The organism is Tsuneonella sp. HG222, assembly GCF_053819185.1.
On record NZ_JBSOQZ010000001.1, the window covers coordinates 902405 to 920251 of the forward strand.

Annotated in this window: 22 protein-coding genes and 1 tRNA gene; 12 read left to right on the top strand and 11 right to left on the bottom strand. The window is 66.9% G+C overall.

The annotated features are described in order from the left end of the window. The first annotated feature begins 58 nt into the window (after positions 1–58). The 8 genes from thrC to ACWPMZ_RS04525 all read left to right on the top strand — a co-directional run bounded on the left by thrC (position 59) and on the right by ACWPMZ_RS04525 (position 5500). Entirely contained in the window at positions 59–1462 is a 1404-nt protein-coding gene (thrC, locus tag ACWPMZ_RS04490; protein WP_455702814.1) for a threonine synthase, read from the top strand. Continuing rightward, positions 1462–2361 carry a class I SAM-dependent methyltransferase gene (locus ACWPMZ_RS04495; protein ID WP_455702815.1) on the top strand — a complete coding sequence of 300 codons (900 nt, stop codon included), beginning with the start codon at positions 1462–1464 and terminating at the stop codon, positions 2359–2361. The genes thrC and ACWPMZ_RS04495 overlap by 1 nt, the downstream gene beginning before the upstream one ends. Positions 2362–2370: 9 nt before the next feature. Beyond that, complete coding sequence (locus ACWPMZ_RS04500) at positions 2371–2739, top strand: dihydroneopterin aldolase (RefSeq protein WP_455702816.1); 369 nt, start codon at positions 2371–2373, stop codon at positions 2737–2739. Continuing rightward, positions 2739–3056 carry a Rossmann fold domain-containing protein gene (locus ACWPMZ_RS04505; RefSeq protein WP_455702817.1) on the top strand — a complete coding sequence of 106 codons (318 nt, stop codon included), beginning with the start codon at positions 2739–2741 and terminating at the stop codon, positions 3054–3056. Before ACWPMZ_RS04500 ends, ACWPMZ_RS04505 begins: the two co-directional genes overlap by 1 nt. A 239-nt stretch (positions 3057–3295) precedes the next feature. Continuing rightward, positions 3296–4297 carry a GTP 3',8-cyclase MoaA gene (moaA, locus tag ACWPMZ_RS04510; RefSeq protein ID WP_455702818.1) on the top strand — a complete coding sequence of 334 codons (1002 nt, stop codon included), beginning with the start codon at positions 3296–3298 and terminating at the stop codon, positions 4295–4297. Between the two features lie 34 nt (positions 4298–4331). Further along, complete coding sequence (locus ACWPMZ_RS04515; RefSeq protein ID WP_455704161.1) at positions 4332–4544, top strand: MoaD/ThiS family protein; 213 nt, start codon at positions 4332–4334, stop codon at positions 4542–4544. Between the two features lies 1 nt (position 4545). Further along, complete coding sequence (locus ACWPMZ_RS04520; protein ID WP_455702819.1) at positions 4546–4995, top strand: molybdenum cofactor biosynthesis protein MoaE; 450 nt, start codon at positions 4546–4548, stop codon at positions 4993–4995. Positions 4996–5071: 76 nt separating this feature from the next. After that, the gene (locus tag ACWPMZ_RS04525; RefSeq protein ID WP_455702820.1) at positions 5072–5500 is read left to right on the top strand and encodes a hypothetical protein; all 429 of its coding nucleotides are present in this window, start codon (positions 5072–5074) and stop codon (positions 5498–5500) included. Here ACWPMZ_RS04525 and ACWPMZ_RS04530 read toward each other — a convergent pair. Both ACWPMZ_RS04530 and ACWPMZ_RS04535 read right to left on the bottom strand, forming a co-directional pair. Continuing rightward, positions 5497–6183: a Crp/Fnr family transcriptional regulator gene (locus tag ACWPMZ_RS04530; protein ID WP_455702821.1), complete on the bottom strand. Its 687-nt coding sequence runs from the start codon at positions 6181–6183 to the stop codon at positions 5497–5499. The genes ACWPMZ_RS04525 and ACWPMZ_RS04530 overlap by 4 nt on opposite strands. After that, the gene (locus tag ACWPMZ_RS04535) at positions 6180–6674 is read right to left on the bottom strand and encodes a hypothetical protein (protein ID WP_455702822.1); all 495 of its coding nucleotides are present in this window, start codon (positions 6672–6674) and stop codon (positions 6180–6182) included. The genes ACWPMZ_RS04530 and ACWPMZ_RS04535 overlap by 4 nt, the downstream gene beginning before the upstream one ends. A 192-nt stretch (positions 6675–6866) precedes the next feature. On the opposite strand from ACWPMZ_RS04535, the gene rplU reads away from it, so the two are divergent. From rplU to ACWPMZ_RS04550, 3 genes are all read left to right on the top strand, one after another. Continuing rightward, a complete protein-coding gene (gene rplU, locus ACWPMZ_RS04540) occupies positions 6867–7472 on the top strand; it encodes a 50S ribosomal protein L21 (RefSeq protein ID WP_455702823.1) in 606 nt (201 codons plus the stop codon). Positions 7473–7491: 19 nt separating this feature from the next. Next, the gene (gene rpmA, locus ACWPMZ_RS04545; protein ID WP_455702824.1) at positions 7492–7761 is read left to right on the top strand and encodes a 50S ribosomal protein L27; all 270 of its coding nucleotides are present in this window, start codon (positions 7492–7494) and stop codon (positions 7759–7761) included. A 166-nt stretch (positions 7762–7927) separates the two neighbouring features. Next, the gene (locus tag ACWPMZ_RS04550) at positions 7928–8482 is read left to right on the top strand and encodes a GNAT family N-acetyltransferase (RefSeq protein WP_455702825.1); all 555 of its coding nucleotides are present in this window, start codon (positions 7928–7930) and stop codon (positions 8480–8482) included. Positions 8483–8494: 12 nt separating this feature from the next. Here ACWPMZ_RS04550 and wrbA read toward each other — a convergent pair whose 3' ends face one another. Continuing rightward, a complete protein-coding gene (gene wrbA / locus ACWPMZ_RS04555) occupies positions 8495–9097 on the bottom strand; it encodes an NAD(P)H:quinone oxidoreductase (RefSeq protein ID WP_455702826.1) in 603 nt (200 codons plus the stop codon). A 180-nt stretch (positions 9098–9277) separates the two neighbouring features. Between wrbA and ACWPMZ_RS04560 the strand changes: the two genes are divergently transcribed. Then, the gene (locus ACWPMZ_RS04560; RefSeq protein ID WP_455702827.1) at positions 9278–10924 is read left to right on the top strand and encodes an FAD-dependent oxidoreductase; all 1647 of its coding nucleotides are present in this window, start codon (positions 9278–9280) and stop codon (positions 10922–10924) included. 49 nt (positions 10925–10973) lie between these two features. Here the strand turns inward: ACWPMZ_RS04560 and ACWPMZ_RS04565 are convergent, their stop codons facing one another. The 8 genes from ACWPMZ_RS04565 to infA all read right to left on the bottom strand — a co-directional run bounded on the left by ACWPMZ_RS04565 (position 10974) and on the right by infA (position 17773). Continuing rightward, entirely contained in the window at positions 10974–11687 is a 714-nt protein-coding gene (locus tag ACWPMZ_RS04565; protein ID WP_455702828.1) for an RBBP9/YdeN family alpha/beta hydrolase, read from the bottom strand. A gap of 84 nt (positions 11688–11771) precedes the next feature. After that, entirely contained in the window at positions 11772–12779 is a 1008-nt protein-coding gene (epsC, locus tag ACWPMZ_RS04570) for a serine O-acetyltransferase EpsC (protein WP_455702829.1), read from the bottom strand. A gap of 154 nt (positions 12780–12933) precedes the next feature. Beyond that, complete coding sequence (locus tag ACWPMZ_RS04575) at positions 12934–15453, bottom strand: TonB-dependent receptor (protein ID WP_455702830.1); 2520 nt, start codon at positions 15451–15453, stop codon at positions 12934–12936. Between the two features lie 208 nt (positions 15454–15661). Next, positions 15662–15736, bottom strand: a tRNA-Phe gene (locus tag ACWPMZ_RS04580). 89 nt (positions 15737–15825) lie between these two features. Beyond that, on the bottom strand, positions 15826–15990 hold the full coding sequence (locus ACWPMZ_RS04585) for a DNA gyrase inhibitor YacG (protein WP_455702831.1): 165 nt from the start codon (positions 15988–15990) through the stop codon (positions 15826–15828). Then, positions 15987–16946 carry a ribonuclease gene (locus ACWPMZ_RS04590; protein WP_455702832.1) on the bottom strand — a complete coding sequence of 320 codons (960 nt, stop codon included), beginning with the start codon at positions 16944–16946 and terminating at the stop codon, positions 15987–15989. Before ACWPMZ_RS04590 ends, ACWPMZ_RS04585 begins: the two co-directional genes overlap by 4 nt. After that, positions 16939–17514, bottom strand: a complete 576-nt coding sequence (locus ACWPMZ_RS04595; RefSeq protein ID WP_455702833.1) for a Maf family protein — start codon at positions 17512–17514, stop codon at positions 16939–16941. The genes ACWPMZ_RS04590 and ACWPMZ_RS04595 overlap by 8 nt, the downstream gene beginning before the upstream one ends. 13 nt (positions 17515–17527) lie before the next feature. Next, entirely contained in the window at positions 17528–17773 is a 246-nt protein-coding gene (gene infA / locus ACWPMZ_RS04600; RefSeq protein ID WP_455702834.1) for a translation initiation factor IF-1, read from the bottom strand. Positions 17774–17847: the final 74 nt, after the last annotated feature.

A 17847-nucleotide genomic window follows, 5' to 3' on the forward strand; every position in this document is an offset into this window, starting at 1 on the left:
CCGCCCCTAGCGCCGGTTGCTTGCCCGCCGCCCGCCGCACCGCTAACCGCTGGCCGCGATGCAGTACGTCTCCACCCGCGGCACCGCCCCGGCGCTCGATTTCGAAGGCGCGACCCTCGCCGGCCTGGCCAGCGACGGCGGGCTCTATGTCCCTGCCGCATGGCCCACGTTCACGCCCGGCGAGATCGCGGCGATGCGCGGCCTGCCCTATGCCGAACTGGCCCAGCGCATCATGCAGCCGTTCGTCGGCGACTCGCTCAGTCCCGAGCGCCTGCTCGAACTGTGCCGCGAGGCCTATGGCCGGTTCAGCCACGCCGCGGTAACCCCGCTCAACCAGCTCGACGAGCGCAACTGGCTGCTCGAGCTGTTCCACGGCCCCACGCTGGCGTTCAAGGACGTCGCGCTGCAGCTTCTCGGGCTGCTGTTCGAAGAGTTCCTCGCCCGCCGCGACGAGCGGCTGACCATCGTCGGCGCGACCAGCGGCGACACCGGCAGCGCGGCGATCGACGCGGTGGCCGGGCGCGAGCGGATCGACATCTTCATGCTCCATCCTGCCGGCCGGGTCAGCGACGTCCAGCGCCGCCAGATGACCACAGTGAAGGCGCCCAACGTTTACAACATCGCCATCGACGGCAGCTTCGACGATGCGCAGGCAATGGTGAAGCGCATGTTCGGCGACACCGCGATGACCGGGAGCTTCCGCGTCAGCGCGGTCAACTCGATCAACTGGGCCCGGCTCATGGCGCAGGTGGTCTATTATTTCGCCGCCGCGCTGCAGCTCGGCGCGCCCGAGAGGAAAGTCGCCTTCAGCGTTCCCACCGGCAATTTCGGCGACGTCTTCGCCGGGCACGTCGCGGCGCGCATGGGCCTGGGCATCGAGCGGCTGATCGTCGCGACCAACGTCAACGACATCCTCCACCGCGCGCTGGCCCATGGCGACTATTCGGCCGGCACGGTCACCCCCACCGCCGCGCCGAGCATGGACATCCAGGTGTCGAGCAATTTCGAGCGCCTGCTGTTCGACGCCGGCGGGCGCGACGGCGTGGCCTTGGCCGAGCAGATGCGCGGCTTCGAGGCGACGAAGGCCATGCGGCTGACCAACGCCCAGCGCGAAGGCGCCGCCGGCCTGTTCACCAGCGCGCGCGCCGACGCCGACGACATGGCCCGCGCCATGCGCTGGGCGTGGGAGAGCTGCGACGGCGAGGTGATCGACCCGCATACCGCTATCGGCCTCCACGCCGCGCGCGCGGCGGACCTGCCGGCCGATGTCCCCATCGTCACGCTCGCCACCGCGCACCCCGCGAAATTCCCCGACGCGGTCGAGCGCGCGACCGGCCTGCGCCCTGCGCTGCCCACGCGCGTGGGCGACCTGTTCGAGCGCGACGAGGCCTACGTCGAACTGCCGGGCGATTACGATGCGATCGCCGCCTATGTCGCGGAGCACGCGGCGCCGAGCCGCTGATGGCGCAGCTTGCCGAGCAGCCGCTGGTCCTCGCCGGAGAGGGCTGGGACGATTACGGCCTTGTCGACAGCGGGCATGGCCGCAAGCTCGAACGCTACGGGCCGCATCGCTTCATCCGTCCCGAACCGCAGGCCATGTGGGCGCCGCGCCTGCCCGACTGGCAGGCCGACGGCGAGTTCGTGCCAGGCAGCGACGAGGACGGCGGCGGCAAGTGGCACTTCGCCCGGCCGGTGCCCGACGGTTGGCAGCTGGCATGGCCGGATGCCGACGGACCGGTCCGCTTCACGGCGCAGTGCACCCCCTTCCGTCACCTCGGCTTCTTCCCGGACATGGCCCCGGTGTGGAGCTGGATGCGCGGCGAGCTGACGGGCAAGCCCGACGCGGCTACCCTCAACCTGTTCGGCTATACCGGTGTCGGCACGCTGGCGCTCAGCGAATGCGGCCCGGTGACCCACGTCGATGCCAGCAAGAAATCCGTCGCCCAGGCGCGCGAGAACGCCGCGCTGGCCGGGATGGAAGACCGCTCGATCCGCTGGCTGGTCGACGATGCGGCCAAGTTCGCCGCGCGCGAGGTGCGGCGCGGCAAACGCTACGACGGGATCATCCTCGACCCGCCCAAGTTCGGCCGCGGCCCCGACGGCGAAGTCTGGCGGCTGGAGGAGGGGCTTCCCGGCCTCGTCGCCGATTGCCGGCAACTGCTCGATCCCAACAGCCGCTTCCTGTTCCTCACCGTCTATGCCGTGCGGATGAGCAGCCTCGCGCTCGCCGGGTTGCTGGCCGAGCACCTGGCAGGGCTGCCGGGCCGGATCGAACACGGCGACCTGGCCGTGCGCGAGGATGGGGAGGGCGGCCGCCTGCTGCCCACCGCGATCTTCGCGCGCTGGTCGAATCCGGAGTAACGCGGGGCCATGGCCGATTCGCTCTATCTCGAGATCGCCGACTTCGAGCACCTGGTGCATACCGGGATCTACTCGGAGGAGACCGGCCGTCCGCAGCCGCTGCGTTTCACCGTGCGGGTCAAGCTGAAGGCGATCGACCACTACGATGCCGACACGCCGCTCGATGCCAGCAAGAACTACATGGACCTGAAGTTCGCCTGCTCTGGCGCGCTGGGCGACACGCACTTCAAGCTGATCGAGGCGGTGGCCGACCATGTCTGCGAGACGCTGTTCGTGCAGGACGAAAGGATCGAAGAGGTCAGCGTGAAGATCGTCAAGCTGGCGCTGAGCGAGGCGGACGAGAAGATCGGCATTACGCTCACCCGCGAGCGGCGCTGATGGAGGTCATGCGGTGGGAGGTGGCCGATCTGGCCGAGGGCCCGCTCGATCGCGCAGCCCGCTTCTACGCGCACGACGTTGCCGGGATCCGCAGCAGTCGCGACGGCCATCCCGGACGCGACGTGGCGCTGGTCTTCGCTCCCGCGTCGCACGAACATCAGGCCTGGCGGCTCGCTGCCGTGCAGGAGCTGGCCCGCGAGTTCGCCCCCGCACGGGTCAATGGGATCGTCGGCCAGGAAGAGGAGGCGATCGCCGCGACCATCGCCTATCTCTGCGGCGCCCCCGGGGTGACCGGCCAGCTTCTCGCGGTGGCCTAGACTTTCCTACAAGCCTGCAATCTGCTGCTGTCGGGCAATGGCACCGTCTTCCTTTTTACCGAGCATCGCGGGAGCCGTGACTGCCGCCTTCGAGCGCCGGGGGATTTTCTCCCCTGAACCGTGTAACATGCGGTCCATGTCTGCGATCTACGCCCGCTCCGACGCCCTGAAAGCACAGCGAACTGCGCCCCAAGGCGAATGCGTTTGAACTTGCCCCGCGCAACCTCCACAATGCGCGCATGAGCTGTTCCGCTCCCCTCGTCGACGCGTTCAACCGGCGCATCAGCTATCTGCGGCTGTCGGTGACGGACCGGTGCGACCTGCGCTGCACCTATTGCATGCCCGAGGCGATGCAGTTTCTTCCGCGCAAGGACGTCCTGAGCCTGGAAGAACTGCACAAGCTGGCGCTCGCCTTCATCGACCGCGGCGTGAGCAAGATCCGCCTGACCGGCGGCGAACCGCTCGTGCGGCGCGACATGATCGAGCTGGTCCAGGCGATCGGCCGCAAGCTGGGCGACGGGCTGGACGAGCTGACCCTGACGACCAACGGGACCCAGCTCGACAAGTTCGCCGAGCCGCTGTTCGCCGCCGGGGTGCGCCGCATCAACGTCTCGCTCGACACGATGGACGCGGGCCTGTTCCAGGAACTCTCGCGCCGCGACCGCCTCAGCGCGGTGCTGCGCGGCATCGCCGCCGCGCGCGACGCCGGGCTCAAGGTCAAGATCAACACCGTCGCGCTCAAGGGCCTGAACGAGGAGGAGATTCCCTTCCTCGTCGAATGGGCCCATGCACAGGGGCACGACCTGACGCTGATCGAAGTCATGCCGCTGGGCGAGGTGGAAGGCGAGCGGGTCGACCACTACCTGCCGCTGACCGCGATCAAGGACGCGCTCGACGCGCGCTGGACCCTGACCCCCTCGGCCCACTCGAGCGGCGGCCCGGCGCGCTACTGGGACGTGGCGGAAACCGGCGGGCGGGTCGGCCTGATCACCCCGCTGACCAACAACTTCTGCGCCACCTGCAACCGCATCCGCGTGACCGCGACCGGCCAGCTCTACGCCTGCCTGGGCGGGGCCGAGCAGGTCGACCTGCGCGCCGCCTTGCGGTCCGAAGCGCCTGACGCGGCGCTCGCCGCCGCGCTCGACGAGGCGATGCGGATCAAGCCGGAGCGGCATCATTTCCGCATCGAACAGGGCGCCGCCCCGGCCCAGCCGCGGCACATGTCCCTGACCGGGGGCTAGGACCCTGGCCGTCCGCGTCGTCTTTCTCGGCAAGCTGGCCGACCTCGCCGGCGCGCCCACGCGCGAATTCGCCGCGCCGCTCGACTGGGGTTCGCTGCTCGAAGGGCTGGACGGCGATCTGGCCGACATGGTCGCCGGCGACAGGGTCAAGCTGGCGGTCGGCGGCACCGTCGTGGCCGACAAGCGCACGCTGATGGCGGGCGACGGCGACGAGGTCGCGCTTCTGCCGCCCGTCTCCGGGGGCTGACATGGCGCGCGACGTCCGCCTGGTGAGCGAGCCGTTCGAGCCCGAGCGGCTCGTGGCCCAGTTCAGCGCCGCCTATCCGGGCCTGGGGGGTGTCTGCACCTTCGTCGGCGCGGTCCGGCCGGACGACGGGGTCGAGGCGCTCGAGCTCTCGCACTACGCTCCGCTGACCCTCGCCGGGATGGAGGCGCTGGCCGACAGGGCGCTCGCCCGCTTCGACCTGCTGGGGATCCTCGTAGTCCACCGCACCGGCGAAATGCGCCCCGGCGATCCGATCGTGCTTGTCAGCGCCTGCGCGCTCCACCGCCGGGCGGCGATCGAGGCGGTCGATTTCGCGATGGACCATCTCAAGTCCGACGCCTGGTTCTGGAAGCGCGAGAAGCGCGCCGGCGCCTGGAGCTGGATCGAACCGAGGGCGCAGGACCACTCGGACCTGGCACGGTGGGGCGAATAATTCGGCGGGTTTGATCGTGGTCAAATCCTTGCCCCGCGATCGGGTGCAAACCGGCTCCATAGCAAGGAGCTGACCGATGGCCGAGAAACTGACCCGCCAACTCGTCGCCGAAAAGGCGATCGTCCATGCCGAGATCCCCATCCGCGCGCCGCACCAGGTCGACCGGACCTTCGAGTTGCCGACCGGGCTCTATATCGCGATGGCGGCGCTGTTCTTCGGTTTCGTGGCGGTGATGGCCACGGGCTTCGCCGCGCCGGGAATGGTCGTGCCGACCGGGATCATCGTGGTCTTCATCGCGGCTTTCTTCGCCGTTCCCACGGCCATGATGCGCACCCGGCCCGAGACCCGTCGGAAGGCGCTGCCCTGGCATCGCTTCCAGCGCGAAGGGATCGTCACGCACTTCGGCCCAGCGAGCGCGCGCGACGCGGCGATCCAAGTCCTAATCCTGCCGGCCATGCTGTTCGGCTGGGGCCTCGCCGTGGTGACGATCGCCGCGCTGGTCTAGTCCGCCGCCGCTCCAAGCCGCGCGGGGTCGAGCAACTCGATCCCGCGCGCACCGCGTTTGCGGATCGCCCCGTCTGCTTCCAGCGCGGACAGCATCCGGCTCACCGTCTCGATGGTCAGGCCCAGCAGGCTCGCCATTTCGCCCCGCGTCAGAGGCAACTCGAAAGTCCCCGCCGGATGGCACGGCGAATCGCTCGCCGCCCGGGCCAGCGCCAGCAGCAGGTTGCCGACCCGCTCCTCGGCGCTGCGCCGGCTGGTCAACTCGAGCATCCTGCGGCTTTCGTGCAGGTCCTCCTGCGTGCGCCGCAGCAAGGCACGGGCGAGCGCCGGATGGTCCTGCACGGCGCGGTCGAGGTCGGCCTGTGCAAACAGGCAGACCTTGCTGTCGGTCAGCGCGGTGATGTCGTGCGCGGCGAAGGGTGCGAAGAGCTCGCCGACGAAGCCCGCCGGATGGACCAGCGCGAGGATCCGCTCGCTGCCGTCTTCGTCGGTCGCGGATATCTTCAATGCGCCACTGACGAGCGTAGCGCAGTTCGTGCTCGGCTCGCCTGCCGCGAAGACGGTCTCACCCCGCCGGAATGTGCGGGTACGCCCACTGCGGGCGAGCGCCTCGCGGCCGGCGTCGTCGAGCACCGAGCAGGCGGCCCTGTCGCGGACCGGACACTCGGCGCAGGCGAGGCTCATTGCCCCAGCGAGGCGTGGATCTCGTTGATCCGCGCCGTCTCCTCGTCGACCATCGCCGCGATCGCCGACTGCGCTTTGGCGAGCCCCTCGGTGGAGCGCCCTTCGGTCGATGCATCGACCACGAGCCGGTCGAGATCGGCGAGCGCGATCATCGTCCGGCTCCTCTCCGTCTCCAGCCCGGCGAGAGCGACGCTGGCCGATGCCCAGCCGTCGCTGCCGACCGCCGCCCCGCGCCCGCCACGTGCGGCGGACTGGGCCGCGGCAAGCTTGGAGCGAAACGAATCGTAGGCCGACGTCGCTTTCGCCACGAGACCATCGACCGAGGCGAGCGCCCCGGCGCTGGGCGGTTCGGGTGCCGCGGGCGGGGCAGGCTGCAGGGTTCCGGTCACCCGCTCGGCGTCGCGAATCGCCAGGCTGGGATAGTTTGCGCCGCCCGTGGCGCAGGCCCCCAGAAGGAGCGATATAGGCAAGGCAAGGAAGTGCGGCTTCATGGGTGTGGCCTAGCGCCAACCCCGGGCGCTGACCAGTTGCCCGAAGCGAAAATCCGGCCTAGTGGGCGTTGACAGGCGCCGGCTGTTCCCCTAACGGCTGCGCTCTTTCCGGCACCCCGTTGGGTGCCCTTTTTGTCGTTTACGGCTGCAGCAGCCGGGGGCGGCAGTCGAAACGAACGGATTAGGTGAACCATGTTCGCAGTAGTGCGCACGGGCGGCAAGCAGTATCGCGTTTCCGCCGGAGACAAGATCGCGGTTGAGAAGCTGGCGGGTGAAGCCGGCGACACGATCGAGCTGGGCGACGTCCTCCTCGCGGGGGACGGCGGCGAAATGAAGGACTCGGCCAAGGTGAAGGTCGCGGCGGAAATCATCGCCCAGGCCAAGAGCGAGAAGGTCAAGGTCTTCAAGAAGCGCCGCCGGCACAACTATCGCCGCACGGCCGGCCATCGCCAGCAGATGACCCTCCTGCGCATTGTGCAGGTTGGCGATTCGAAGGCCGAGCCGACGCAGAAGAAGGCCGCCGCACAGCCGGCAGAGGCCGACGCTCCCGTCGCCGTGACCAAGGCCGATGCCCCCGTCGCTGTCACCAAGAGCGCGCCGAAGGCTGAAGCCGTCAAGGACGAGCCGGCTAAGGGTGTCGACACGGTGAAGACGGACAAGGCCGTGAAGGCGGAACCGGTCAAGAAGGCCGCCACCGCCGCCAAGGCCGACGAGAAGCCCGCTGCCGCTGCAAAGCCGGCCGCGAAGAAGGCCCCCAAGGACGCCGCGCCCAAGAAGCCGGCTGCCGACAAGAAATAAGAATTCGGAGTAGTTCGCAATGGCACACAAGAAAGCAGGCGGTAGTTCGCGCAACGGTCGTGATTCGGCCGGCCGTCGCCTTGGCGTGAAGAAGTTCGGCGGTCAGGAAGTGATCGGCGGCAACATCATCGTGCGTCAGCGCGGGACCAAGTTCTATCCCGGCAGCAACGTGGGCATCGGCAAGGATCACACCCTGTTTGCCCTGGGCGCCGGCCGCGTGCGATTCCACGACGGCAAGCAAGGCCGCAAGTACGTGTCGGTAGACATGATGGCCGAGGCTGCAGAATAAACGGATGAACCGATAAAGGGGTCATCCACCGGGATGGCCCCGCCGGACACCAGAGTCCGGCCAGTCGAGGGAGATGGGGCCAGCCCGTCTCCCTTTTTTAGTCTCCCTCGCAACGAGACCGTCATGGACCCGGGCTACGGGCCGGCGGCACGAGGGAGTGAAGACGATGTTCTACCGGAGCGAGCGGCTGTTCCTGCGGCCCCCCTTCCCGGAGGATTCCCGGGCGATCCATGACGGCATCTGCGATGCCGGCGTCGTGGCGATGCTGTCGAGCGCGCCGTGGCCCTATCGCATGGCCGATGCCGAGCAATTCTGCGGTCGCGGCATGCGTCCGATGGAGCCCACCTTCATCGTGACGCTGCCGGATGCTCCCGGTGCACCACTCGTCGGCGCAATCGGGCTGCAAGCGAAGGACGAGGGCGCCGAGCTCGGTTACTGGATCGCTCGTCCTTATTGGGGACGTGGTTATGCCACCGAGGCAGGAAAGGCCGTGCTCGATGTCGCACGGTCGCTCGGCATCCGAAAGGTGCTGTCGGGCCATTTCGTCGACAATCCGTCCTCGGGCCGGGTCCTGCGCAAGCTGGGTTTTGCCGAGACGGGCGAGGTCCGCCCGACCTTCTGCCGGGCGCGCGGCGGCGAGCTGGTCCTGGCGCGGCGTTTCGCGATCGAACTCGATCCGGCGGGCGAAGCTTGCGCGGCAGACCGGATGCGTACCGCATGAAACGGTCGGCGGTCAGGCGCTGAGCTTGGCCGCCGTTTCCGCCACGCGCTTGCCCAGGTAACGCGCGCCGTCCAGTTCGACGGTGCTGGGCTGGCGCGACCCATCGTTGTCGGCGATGGTCGTGGGGCCGTAAGGCGAGCCGCCCTTGACCTCGCCCACACCGTTCTGCCCGGCGAACCCGTAATCTAGGCCGACGATCGTGCAGCCGAAGTGCAGCAGGTTGGTCAGGATGGAGAACAGCGTCGTTTCCTGTCCGCCGTGCTGGGCAGCCGTCGACGTGAAGGCGGCGCCGACCTTGCCGATCAGGGCGCCGCTGAACCAGACGCCGCCGCAGGTGTCGAGGAACGCGGCCATCTGGCTCGGCATCCGCCCGAAGCGCGTCGGCGCACCGATCACGATGCCGTCATAGCTGCCCAGAACATCAGGGCCTTCGATTTCGGCGTGGCTGTCGTCCTTGCGAAAGCCGGCCGCGGCGGCGACCTCGGGCGGTGCGGTCTCTGCGACCCGGCGAATTTCGCAGGTGTGGCCGGCGCCCCGCACACCTTCGGCAACGGCCTCCGCCATCGTGGCGATATGACCGTAGGACGAATAGTAGAGCACGAGAATCTTGGCCACGGCGGGGTCCTTTCGGGGAGAATCGAGTGGGTCAGACCCTGTGCGCGGCCGGCCCACGCGTCAATTGGTTCGGGCCCGAGCGACGCATCGGAGAGCTCGCATCGCGCGGCGATGCCATCTCCGGCACCCGGCGGCCGTGCCGCGCTTGACTTGGGCCTTCGGCGCGCCATTCAGTGCCCTATGGAAACGATCGGCGGCGACCTTCGGGCGATGAGCCCGCAACCCTTCCTGCCCGAATACCTCGCTGCCATGCGGCAGGTGGGCGTGGAGCGAATGTACCGCGCGGGTGAGATCATTACCCCGGTCGGGCAGCGGATGGACCGCTTTCTGCTGGTGCTCGATGGGCAGGTGGACATCGTCCATCCATTCACCGGGGAAACGATGATTGCCGGTGCCATGGGCACGGGGCAGTTCCTCGGCGAGCTCAACTTTCTCAATGCAGGCACCAACACGACCCCGACCCGCGCCGCGGTCGATACCCTGATGCTCGAGGTCCCGCGCGCGGAGATGCTGGAGCTGATGGCGCGCACCCCGGAGCTGGGCGATCACATCATCACGGTCTTCGCTGCCCGGCGGCGCCGGCTGCTAGAGGAGCAGCGCAGCGCGGTCACCCTGATCGGCGCCGACCGTGACCCGGCGATCCAGCGTGTCGCGGTATTCCTCTCGCGCAACAGGATCCCGTTCCAGAACTACGACCTCGACGAGAAGTCCGAGACGGCGATCGCGCTGTGCGAACTCGTCCGGCACCGGCCGTCGGTAGTGACCGACAAGGGCGTGCGGATCGAAGACCCGACCCCGCGCAAGATCGCGGCCCTGCTCGGCCTCGATCTTGAGACGAGCGAGATCGAGCAGCTCGACCTCCTGATCGTGGGTGGCGGCCCGGCGGGCGTGGCGGCGGCCGTCTATGCCGGGTCCGAGGGGCTGAAGGCGCTGGTGATCGAGGACACGGCAATCGGTGGCCAGGCCGGCACCAGCAGCCGAATCGAGAACTACATGGGATTTCCCAGCGGAATCTCGGGTGCCGACCTGGTGTTTCGCGGACAGATCCAGGCCATGAAGTTCGGCACTCGCTTCGCCATGCCGCGCCGGGTGCAGAGCCTGGCGCGCACCGAGGACGGGTTTTGCGCCACGCTCGAGGACGGCAGCACGCTGTGCGCCCGCGCGGTGCTCGTGGCGACGGGCGTGCAGTATCGGCGCCTGCCGATCGATCGGCTCGAACAGCTGGAAGGCGCGGGAGTCTACTATGCTGCCACCGAGATGGAGGCTCGATTCTGCCGCAATACCGAGGCGGTGGTGATCGGCGGCGGCAACTCGGCAGGCCAGGCGGCGATGTTCCTTTCCCGCCATGCCCGCCACGTTCACCTGCTGGTCCGCGGCCACGACCTGTCGGCGACGATGAGCGACTACCTGCGGCGACGGCTTGAGGCAGAGCCCGCCATAACCATCCGCTATGGCTCGCAGCTCTGCGGGCTCGAGGGCGACGCGCAGCTCGAAGCGGTGATCTGCGCCGAGCCCGACGGCAAGGTGCGGCTCGACGCCAGGGCACTGTTCGTCATGATCGGCGCGGCGCCCAACACCGAATGGCTGTCGGGCCTGGTCGAGCTGGACGACAAGGGCTTCGTCAAATCCGGGCCGGATGCCGGGGTTGCCGGCCCGTACGAAACCACCCATCCGGGAATCTTCGCGGCCGGGGACGTGCGGTCCGGGTCGGTGAAACGCGTGGCCTCATCCGTCGGCGAGGGCTCGGTGGTCGTGAGCGCTATCTGGTCCTACCTCGATGCGCACCCCGGTTCCGAGCAAACCTCGCTAACGGCCGCTTCGGCCTAGAGTTGCTCACGCTGCTTCCAAACGGGAAGGCCTCCGGAATTGATGTAGCTCAAGGGTCTCCAGTGCTTCCAAGCGGGTAGCTAAGGGGCGTGCCGGCGCGGCGAAAGGGTACCACCCGATTGTTCGGATCGTAGGACGAGTTGCGACCGATTCCCATTCGCCGACCGGAAGCGCCAGCGCGCCTTTCGACAAGCCGAGCGAGCAATTCCTTGCCCGCCTGCCAGTCACCCAGTCCCGAGTCGGCATTCAAATGGCCCAGCCTGCCCACGTTTTCGAAGCCGGCGCCCCAGTCGTCTGCAAGCTGCCGCGCGGCATCGATGCTGCAGAAGGGATCGTTTTCGCTGGCGACCAGGATTGAAGGAAAGGGCAGGTTCTCGCGCGGGCAACTCGAAAAGCGGGCAAGCCGGGCATCGATGCCCTCGCGGTCGACATCGGGGGGCGCAACAAGCAGCGCTCCGATGACAGGATTGCCGTAATCCGGCTGCTCGAGTGCCGCCCACCAGGCGACAGCAAGGCAGCCCAGACTGTGCGCAACCAGGATTGTCGGGCGTGCGGCGCGATGGATCGCAAGGTTCAGCTGATTGACCCAGGTATTGCGGTGAGGATTATCCCACATACCGAGTTCGGCGCGCCGGAAATCGCTACACTGCTGTTCCCACAGCGATTGCCAATGCGCAGGTCCGCTATTGTTGAGCCCGGGGACGTTCAGGATGAGTGGGCGACGAGCCATCTGATCGTCGTCGAGCTGAAGGTCGTGGTTCACGGCGTTGCTCCTGAAATCAAATTCATGGACTTGCCGAAATTATGTCTACTAAACCGATTGACAATAGGATTGCGGTAGGCGGCCTCAGGTTTGCGGTATCGCGCCCGGGTCTGCCAAAACTTCTTCGATCGTGTGATGTTGCGAAAGCGCCGTTATCGTGTGGTTCTGCTCCGGTGCCTGCAGGACCCGCGTGTAGGGTGGAACGCCGTGGGTCAGCCACACGTTGCCCCCGATCTCTGAACCCCTGCCGATGACAACCCGACCAAGGATGGTAGCACCCGAATAGATCACCACATCGTCTTCGATGATCGGATGGCGTGGCATCGATTTGAGCAACAGGCCGTCCTGGTCGGTGGCAAAGCTCTTCGCGCCAAGGGTGACACCCTGATACAGCCGGACGTTTCTGCCGATTATGGCGGTCTCGCCTATGACGACGCCCGTGCCGTGGTCGATGAACAGGCCTGCGCCGATATGAGCGCCCGGGTGGATGTCGATCCCGGTTTGCCCGTGAGCGATCTCCGAAATGATTCGAGCGACGAGCGGCGCACCCAATGCCCCCAACAGGTGCGCCAACCGATGATGGATAATCGCCAGTAAACCGGGATAGCAAATCAGAACCTCATCGAGACTGCGCGCGGCGGGATCTCCGCGGAAGGCGGCCTCGATATCCAGATCGAGCATCGTGCGGATGCGAGGTAGCTGCCGGGCGAACTCGGCAACGATGGAAGAGCTGTGCCGGTCGATCGCTTCGGCTTCGGTCTTGTCGGGAATGCCGTGGTAGGCGAGCTCAAGACGAATTTGCGCCTGAAGACGAGACAGCGCCACGCGCAGTGTCTGGGTGACGAACTGGTCTTCGTTGTGCGGCCGGACATGGTCCGGACCAAGGCGGAGCGGAAAAAGCACTCCGCACAGGTCCTCCATGAGCTTCTGGACGCGGTAGCGAGACGGGAAGCCAACGCTGCCAAACTCCGCATTCCGGGCGTTCGCCTTGCGCGTCTCGTGGCGGATCCTGTTCAGCTCGCCGATCACATCGTCGATCTGCCAGAAGTCCTCCGATTGCTGCCCTGCTTCGGTAGGTTCTGCGACAGCCATCAATCTACTTCCTTTGGTTAGCGAGGTGCGCGCAGCCACGGCTTCCGAAGCGGTTTGCTGCGCGCGTGTCTCCGGCTCTCGGCCCTCCATGGCGGAGAGCCGAGAATATGCTCGAATGAGATCCGGGACGGCCGGGTGGTCTTTCCGGGCCGGGTCAGAACGACCCCTTGATCGTAAAACCCCAGGTGCGTTCGTCGCCCGGCGTTCCGGCGATCAGGCCGACATTGCCCGGGGCCACCTGCAGCAGTTCGATGTAGTTCACGTCGAAGGCATTTCGCACCCAGGCGAAGAGATCGAGACCCTCGGTGCGGAACCCTGCGCGGAAGTTGGTGAGCGCGTAACCATCGACCACGGTGTACACCGAAGGCGAGGCGTTCGAGTTCCAGTTCGAGCGATAGTTGCCATCGATCCCGATGTACGCCTGCCCGTCACGCGAGAGCAGGGAGACCGGGGCGTTGGCTTCCGCCCCGTACGAGAATGCCCACTTGGACACCCCGGGCAAACTCTGGCCGGAGATGTCGCACGAGCGGGGCGACAGCGAGCCGGGCACGCCGGCGGGGCCAGGCTGCTGGCTGCCGTTGGCGGCCACGAAAGTACCGCCCGACAGCTCCGGCGGGCAGGGAGCGCTGGTAAACCTGGCGTAGGTCGCGTCGGTGTAGGCGGCGTTGGCGTAAGCGGTGAACCGATCGCTGGTGCGGATCTTGAAGTCCGCCTCGATGCCCTGCGAACGGACCTTTTCGGCGTTGGCGAGATACCCTCGGACGGTGCCGAACTGGCCGCCGTTCACCGTCGCCTGGAAGTTCTTAATGTCCGTGCGGAAGGCGGTGAGATTGAACGTGGCCTGCCGGTCGAGGAACTGTGTCTTGAGACCGACCTCGTAATGGTTGACCGACTCGGGCAGCACGGTGCTCGCCGACAGCACCGGCTGGTTGTTGGTGTCGAGCGGCAGACCGTTCTGGTTGATCCCGACCGTCTTGAAGCTCTTGGCGTAGGTCGCATAGGCCAGGACGTCGCGCGCGATCTTGTAGTTGACGTTCAGGTCGTAGCTGAAATTCCAGTCGCTAACCTCAGGCGTTGTCAACTGCGGCTGATAGACGCCGCACTGCGCGGTCAAGACCGCGTTGCCAGCCTGCGCTGCCGCGCTGCAGCTTTGAATGAGCTGGCCCGACCCTGTGGTGACGACCCTCTGATAAAATCCTTCCTTCTTGTCGTAGTTGATCCGAATGCCCGGTTGAATGGTGAGGTCGGGGGTCACTTCGTAGCTGAGCTGGCCATACAACGCTGCGCTGTCGGACTTGAGGTACTGCGTGTTGCTGGCGGTGAGGCCGTTGAGCACCTCGGGCCGATTGTACACGTTGTTCGGGTCGGTCGAGGGTGCCAGACTGTAGCGCGTGGCGTCGAGACCCTGACGCTCGAGTCCTTGCGTATCGATCCGCTGGCGGAAACCGAACAGCCCGACGACCGCATCGATGCGGTCACCTTCGTAGTTGTAGCGGAACTCCTGGCTGTATTGATTCTGCTGCGACGGATTGTTCGAAGCCGAGACGACCGAGGCCGCGGTAAAGTCGCGGTCGTTCTGCGGCTTCCAGTCCCAGAACCGCCAAGCGCTGATCGAATTGAAGGTGCCGGGGCCGACGTCCCATTTGACCCTCAGCGAGGCGCCACCAATGATGTTCCCCGCCTGAAGGGGCGCGTCGAGATAGGCCACGCGATCGTAAATGTTGCGGCTCGTGGGCTCGTAATTCCGCCCGGTTTCGGTGCGGATGCGCGCGATGATTGCGTCGAACTGCCGGTTGAGCGCCCGTTGGGTGGTGCCTAGGCGTACGAAGCCCGTCCCGCAGCATTCGGGATCCTGCTCGCTATAGTCGCCCGACAGGATGATATCGAGATCCGCATTCGGGCGGAACAACAGCTGCCCCCGGACGCCGAGATTGTCCTGCTCGTTGATGAGGCGATCGGAGGTCGGGTTATAAAGTGTCCCGTTGCGGCTGGTCGAGGCGATGGCGATGCGCGCTGCAATGGTGTCGGACAGCGGGCCCGAGACAGCGGCCTTGGCCTGCTTCAGTCCGAGATTGCCCACCGTCAACTCGGCGCGGCCCTCGAAATCGAAAGTCGGCTGGTTAGTCGTGATGTTGATTGCGCCGGCGGTCGTGTTCTTGCCGTACAGCGTGCCTTGCGGGCCGCGCAGCACTTCGACCTGGTCGACGTCGAGAAAGTCGAACGTCGCCGCGGCCACCCGCGAGTTGTACACATCATCGACGTAGATACCGACGCCCTGCTCGAAGCCGTCGCTGGTGAGGCCGAACGGCACACCGAGACCGCGGATGTTGACCGAGGTGTTGCGCGGATTTGAGGTATAGACCTGGAGCGTCGGGGCGAGCTGCTGGAGCTTCACGACGTTGAAATTGCCGGTCGCCTCGATGCTGTCGCCCCGGATGACCGAGATCGCCAGCGGGACATCCTGTGCGGTTTCCTGGCGCCGGCGGGCGGTGACGATGATGACGTCGCCGCGGGAAATTTCGGGCTCTTCTTCGCCGACGCTATCGGCGGTCGCGACCGAAGCAGCAGGGGTCGTTGTGGGCACAGTGTCGTTGGCTTCGCTCTCCTGCGCCAGCGCCATCGTGGGAAAAGCAGCAGTGGTGAGCAAAGCAACGGCCAGGCGATAAGGACGCATATAAACTCCTGTCAGGTCGGTGTGGACCTAACTCTACTAAAGGAGTTGACAATGGCGTTGCGACGAAGCCTTTCCAGTTTGCGCCCAAGCGAAACTTTCCATTTCGATCGCTTCGATTTCAGATACGGCGCGCCAGATGGGGCCCTTCAGGGCACGCGCCGATGCGCCAATCCCTTCGCAGGGCAGACGGGAATTCAAAGATGGGGAGTGGTGCCCAGGGGCGGAGTCGAACCACCGACACGACGATTTTCAGTCGTCTGCTCTACCACTGAGCTACCCGGGCGTCGCCAATTTGCGTGCCCCGAAAGGAGCCGCCAGCGATTGGAAGCGCGCCTATGGCGCTCCCCGCAACGGTTGGCAAGACCCTTCCGCTCAATCGCTCTCGGGCGCCACGTCCTCGGGAGCGGCGGGCGGGCCGGGGATCGCGTAGCCGTCGTTGAACCACTGGGCGAGGTCCCGGTCGCGGCAGCGCGACGAACAGAACGGGGCGAATTCTTGGGAGCGGGGCTTGCGGCAGATCGGGCAGGGCTTGTTCATCGCGAGACCGCCTGCGCGAAGCCGCCGTCGAGCGCAAGAGCGGCCTCCTGCACAACCTTCACATCCCGACCGGTCCGCCGCCCAAGGGCAGCCAGCCAGTCGTCGGTCAGTCTTGCTTGCACGGCCGGATGACAGGTGAGGAGCAACTGACCTGGTTCGACCAAAAACTCTGCCCGGCGCAAAAGCAGGCGCGCGGCCGACCCCGCTCTATCGAACGCCAGGCAGTGAAGGAGCGACGGACGAGTCACGCGCGCGACGATTTGCACGAAGCCGAAGCCGTTCATGGCCGTGCGTTCGTGGGGCCAGTCGACAAGCGCGTCGTCCAGCGCGCGGTCGACCCAGCGACGGTCGGACTTGTCCGTCAGCGTCGGGAAGTCGATCCCGATCGAACCGCTGAGGTCCATCCGGTTGACCGCGTCGGCGATGGCGGGGACGCAGGCGCGAGCCAGTTCGGCGGCACGATAATTCCCGTCGACGTCGACCAAAGTCATCGCCTGTGTCGGTATCACGGTGATCGAACCCCCGGGGAACGCGACCTCGCCGCTCCACGCCTCCTGCCAGACGTCCTCCCACAGTCCCGTCGGGAAGTGCCGCACGATCCGGGCCCCCAGTGATTCCCCCAGAGTTGGCGCGGGGCGGGGCGCCGCGTCGGTCGGCCGCACCTGCGCGCGCTTGAGGCGGCCCCTTTCGGCCAGGGCGGGCCGCGTCACTTCGAAGCGAAGGGTCGATCCCTCGACAGCACCGGCGGGCAGCCGGTCGCAAAGCGCCTCGAGACCGCCGGCGAAGCCCACCGTGCCCCGCCGCCGCTTGCCGTCGAAATGGATCAGCTTGCCCTCGAGCACGGCGCCTGTGGCGAGGTCTCCCGGCCAGTCGATCTTCGCTGCCCGGGCCTCTCCGCCATCGACCAGCAGCGCGCGGTGCTCGCCGATCCCTTCCTCGACCAGCCACTCAGCCAACGGGGAAGCCTGCGGATTTGAGCAGGGCCCGCGTCTCGAACAGGGGGAGACCGACGACGCCCGAGTGGCTGCCGGAAATCCACGCGATCAGGCCCTCGGCGCTACCCTGGATGGCATAGCCGCCGGCCTTGCCATGCCATTCCCCGCCGGCGACGTAGGCCTCGAGCTCCTCGGCCGAAAGGCGCTTGAAGCGCACCTGCGTTTCGCTCAGGCGCTCGCGCAAGGTGCCGTCGGGCGCGAGCAGGGCGACCGCCGACAGGACCCGGTGCCTGCGGCCGGAAAGGATGCCGAGGCAAGCGCGCGCGGTCGCTTCGTCTTCCGCCTTGGGCAGGATCCGGCGACCCACCGCCACAACGGTGTCTCCCGCCAGAACGTGGGCGATCGGATCCGCTGCGGCGTGCGCTTTTTCGGCGGCCATACGGCGGGCGTAATCGCGCGGCAGTTCGGCCTTGCGGGGTGTTTCGTCGATGTCCGACCCGCCGAAGCGCGCGGGTTCGATCCCGAGCCGCGCGATCAGTTCGCGCCGGCGCGGGCTTGCAGAGGCGAGGATGAGACTGGGCGCGTCCAAGGCGCCGGCCCGCTTACTGAGGGCCCGGGCCGCCCCGGCCGGGCATGAAGCGATAGGTGATGCGACCCTTGGTGAGATCGTAGGGGGTCAGTTCGACGAGTACCTCGTCCGCCACCAGCACGCGGATGCGGTTCTTGCGCATTTTCCCCGCCGTGTGGCCGATTATCATATGGCCGTTTTCGAGCTCCACCCGGAACATCGCGTTGGGCAGCAGTTCAACCACCTTCCCGCGCATTTCGAGGAGTTCTTCTTTCGCCATATAATTCAGTTTCCAATTCGCTGCATTTCGTCGGCGGGCGCCATAGCTGCAAGGGGGTCAAAAGGAAAGCCTCG

What these genes read in the sequence shown, in the direction of transcription:
- infA (WP_455702834.1), bottom strand. Translation starts at nt 17,773, where the DNA reads ATGGCGAAAGAAGAACTCCTCGAAATGCGCGGGAAGGTGGTTGAACTG.
- ACWPMZ_RS04575 (WP_455702830.1), bottom strand. Translation starts at nt 15,453, where the DNA reads ATGCGTCCTTATCGCCTGGCCGTTGCTTTGCTCACCACTGCTGCTTTT.
- ACWPMZ_RS04520 (WP_455702819.1), top strand. Translation starts at nt 4,546, where the DNA reads ATGGCGCGCGACGTCCGCCTGGTGAGCGAGCCGTTCGAGCCCGAGCGG.
- ACWPMZ_RS04535 (WP_455702822.1), bottom strand. Translation starts at nt 6,674, where the DNA reads ATGAAGCCGCACTTCCTTGCCTTGCCTATATCGCTCCTTCTGGGGGCC.
- thrC (WP_455702814.1), top strand. Translation starts at nt 59, where the DNA reads ATGCAGTACGTCTCCACCCGCGGCACCGCCCCGGCGCTCGATTTCGAA.
- ACWPMZ_RS04505 (WP_455702817.1), top strand. Translation starts at nt 2,739, where the DNA reads ATGGAGGTCATGCGGTGGGAGGTGGCCGATCTGGCCGAGGGCCCGCTC.
- ACWPMZ_RS04500 (WP_455702816.1), top strand. Translation starts at nt 2,371, where the DNA reads ATGGCCGATTCGCTCTATCTCGAGATCGCCGACTTCGAGCACCTGGTG.
- rplU (WP_455702823.1), top strand. Translation starts at nt 6,867, where the DNA reads ATGTTCGCAGTAGTGCGCACGGGCGGCAAGCAGTATCGCGTTTCCGCC.
- ACWPMZ_RS04550 (WP_455702825.1), top strand. Translation starts at nt 7,928, where the DNA reads ATGTTCTACCGGAGCGAGCGGCTGTTCCTGCGGCCCCCCTTCCCGGAG.
- rpmA (WP_455702824.1), top strand. Translation starts at nt 7,492, where the DNA reads ATGGCACACAAGAAAGCAGGCGGTAGTTCGCGCAACGGTCGTGATTCG.
- moaA (WP_455702818.1), top strand. Translation starts at nt 3,296, where the DNA reads ATGAGCTGTTCCGCTCCCCTCGTCGACGCGTTCAACCGGCGCATCAGC.
- ACWPMZ_RS04525 (WP_455702820.1), top strand. Translation starts at nt 5,072, where the DNA reads ATGGCCGAGAAACTGACCCGCCAACTCGTCGCCGAAAAGGCGATCGTC.
- ACWPMZ_RS04530 (WP_455702821.1), bottom strand. Translation starts at nt 6,183, where the DNA reads ATGAGCCTCGCCTGCGCCGAGTGTCCGGTCCGCGACAGGGCCGCCTGC.
- epsC (WP_455702829.1), bottom strand. Translation starts at nt 12,779, where the DNA reads ATGGCTGTCGCAGAACCTACCGAAGCAGGGCAGCAATCGGAGGACTTC.
- ACWPMZ_RS04585 (WP_455702831.1), bottom strand. Translation starts at nt 15,990, where the DNA reads ATGAACAAGCCCTGCCCGATCTGCCGCAAGCCCCGCTCCCAAGAATTC.
- ACWPMZ_RS04495 (WP_455702815.1), top strand. Translation starts at nt 1,462, where the DNA reads ATGGCGCAGCTTGCCGAGCAGCCGCTGGTCCTCGCCGGAGAGGGCTGG.
- ACWPMZ_RS04560 (WP_455702827.1), top strand. Translation starts at nt 9,278, where the DNA reads ATGGAAACGATCGGCGGCGACCTTCGGGCGATGAGCCCGCAACCCTTC.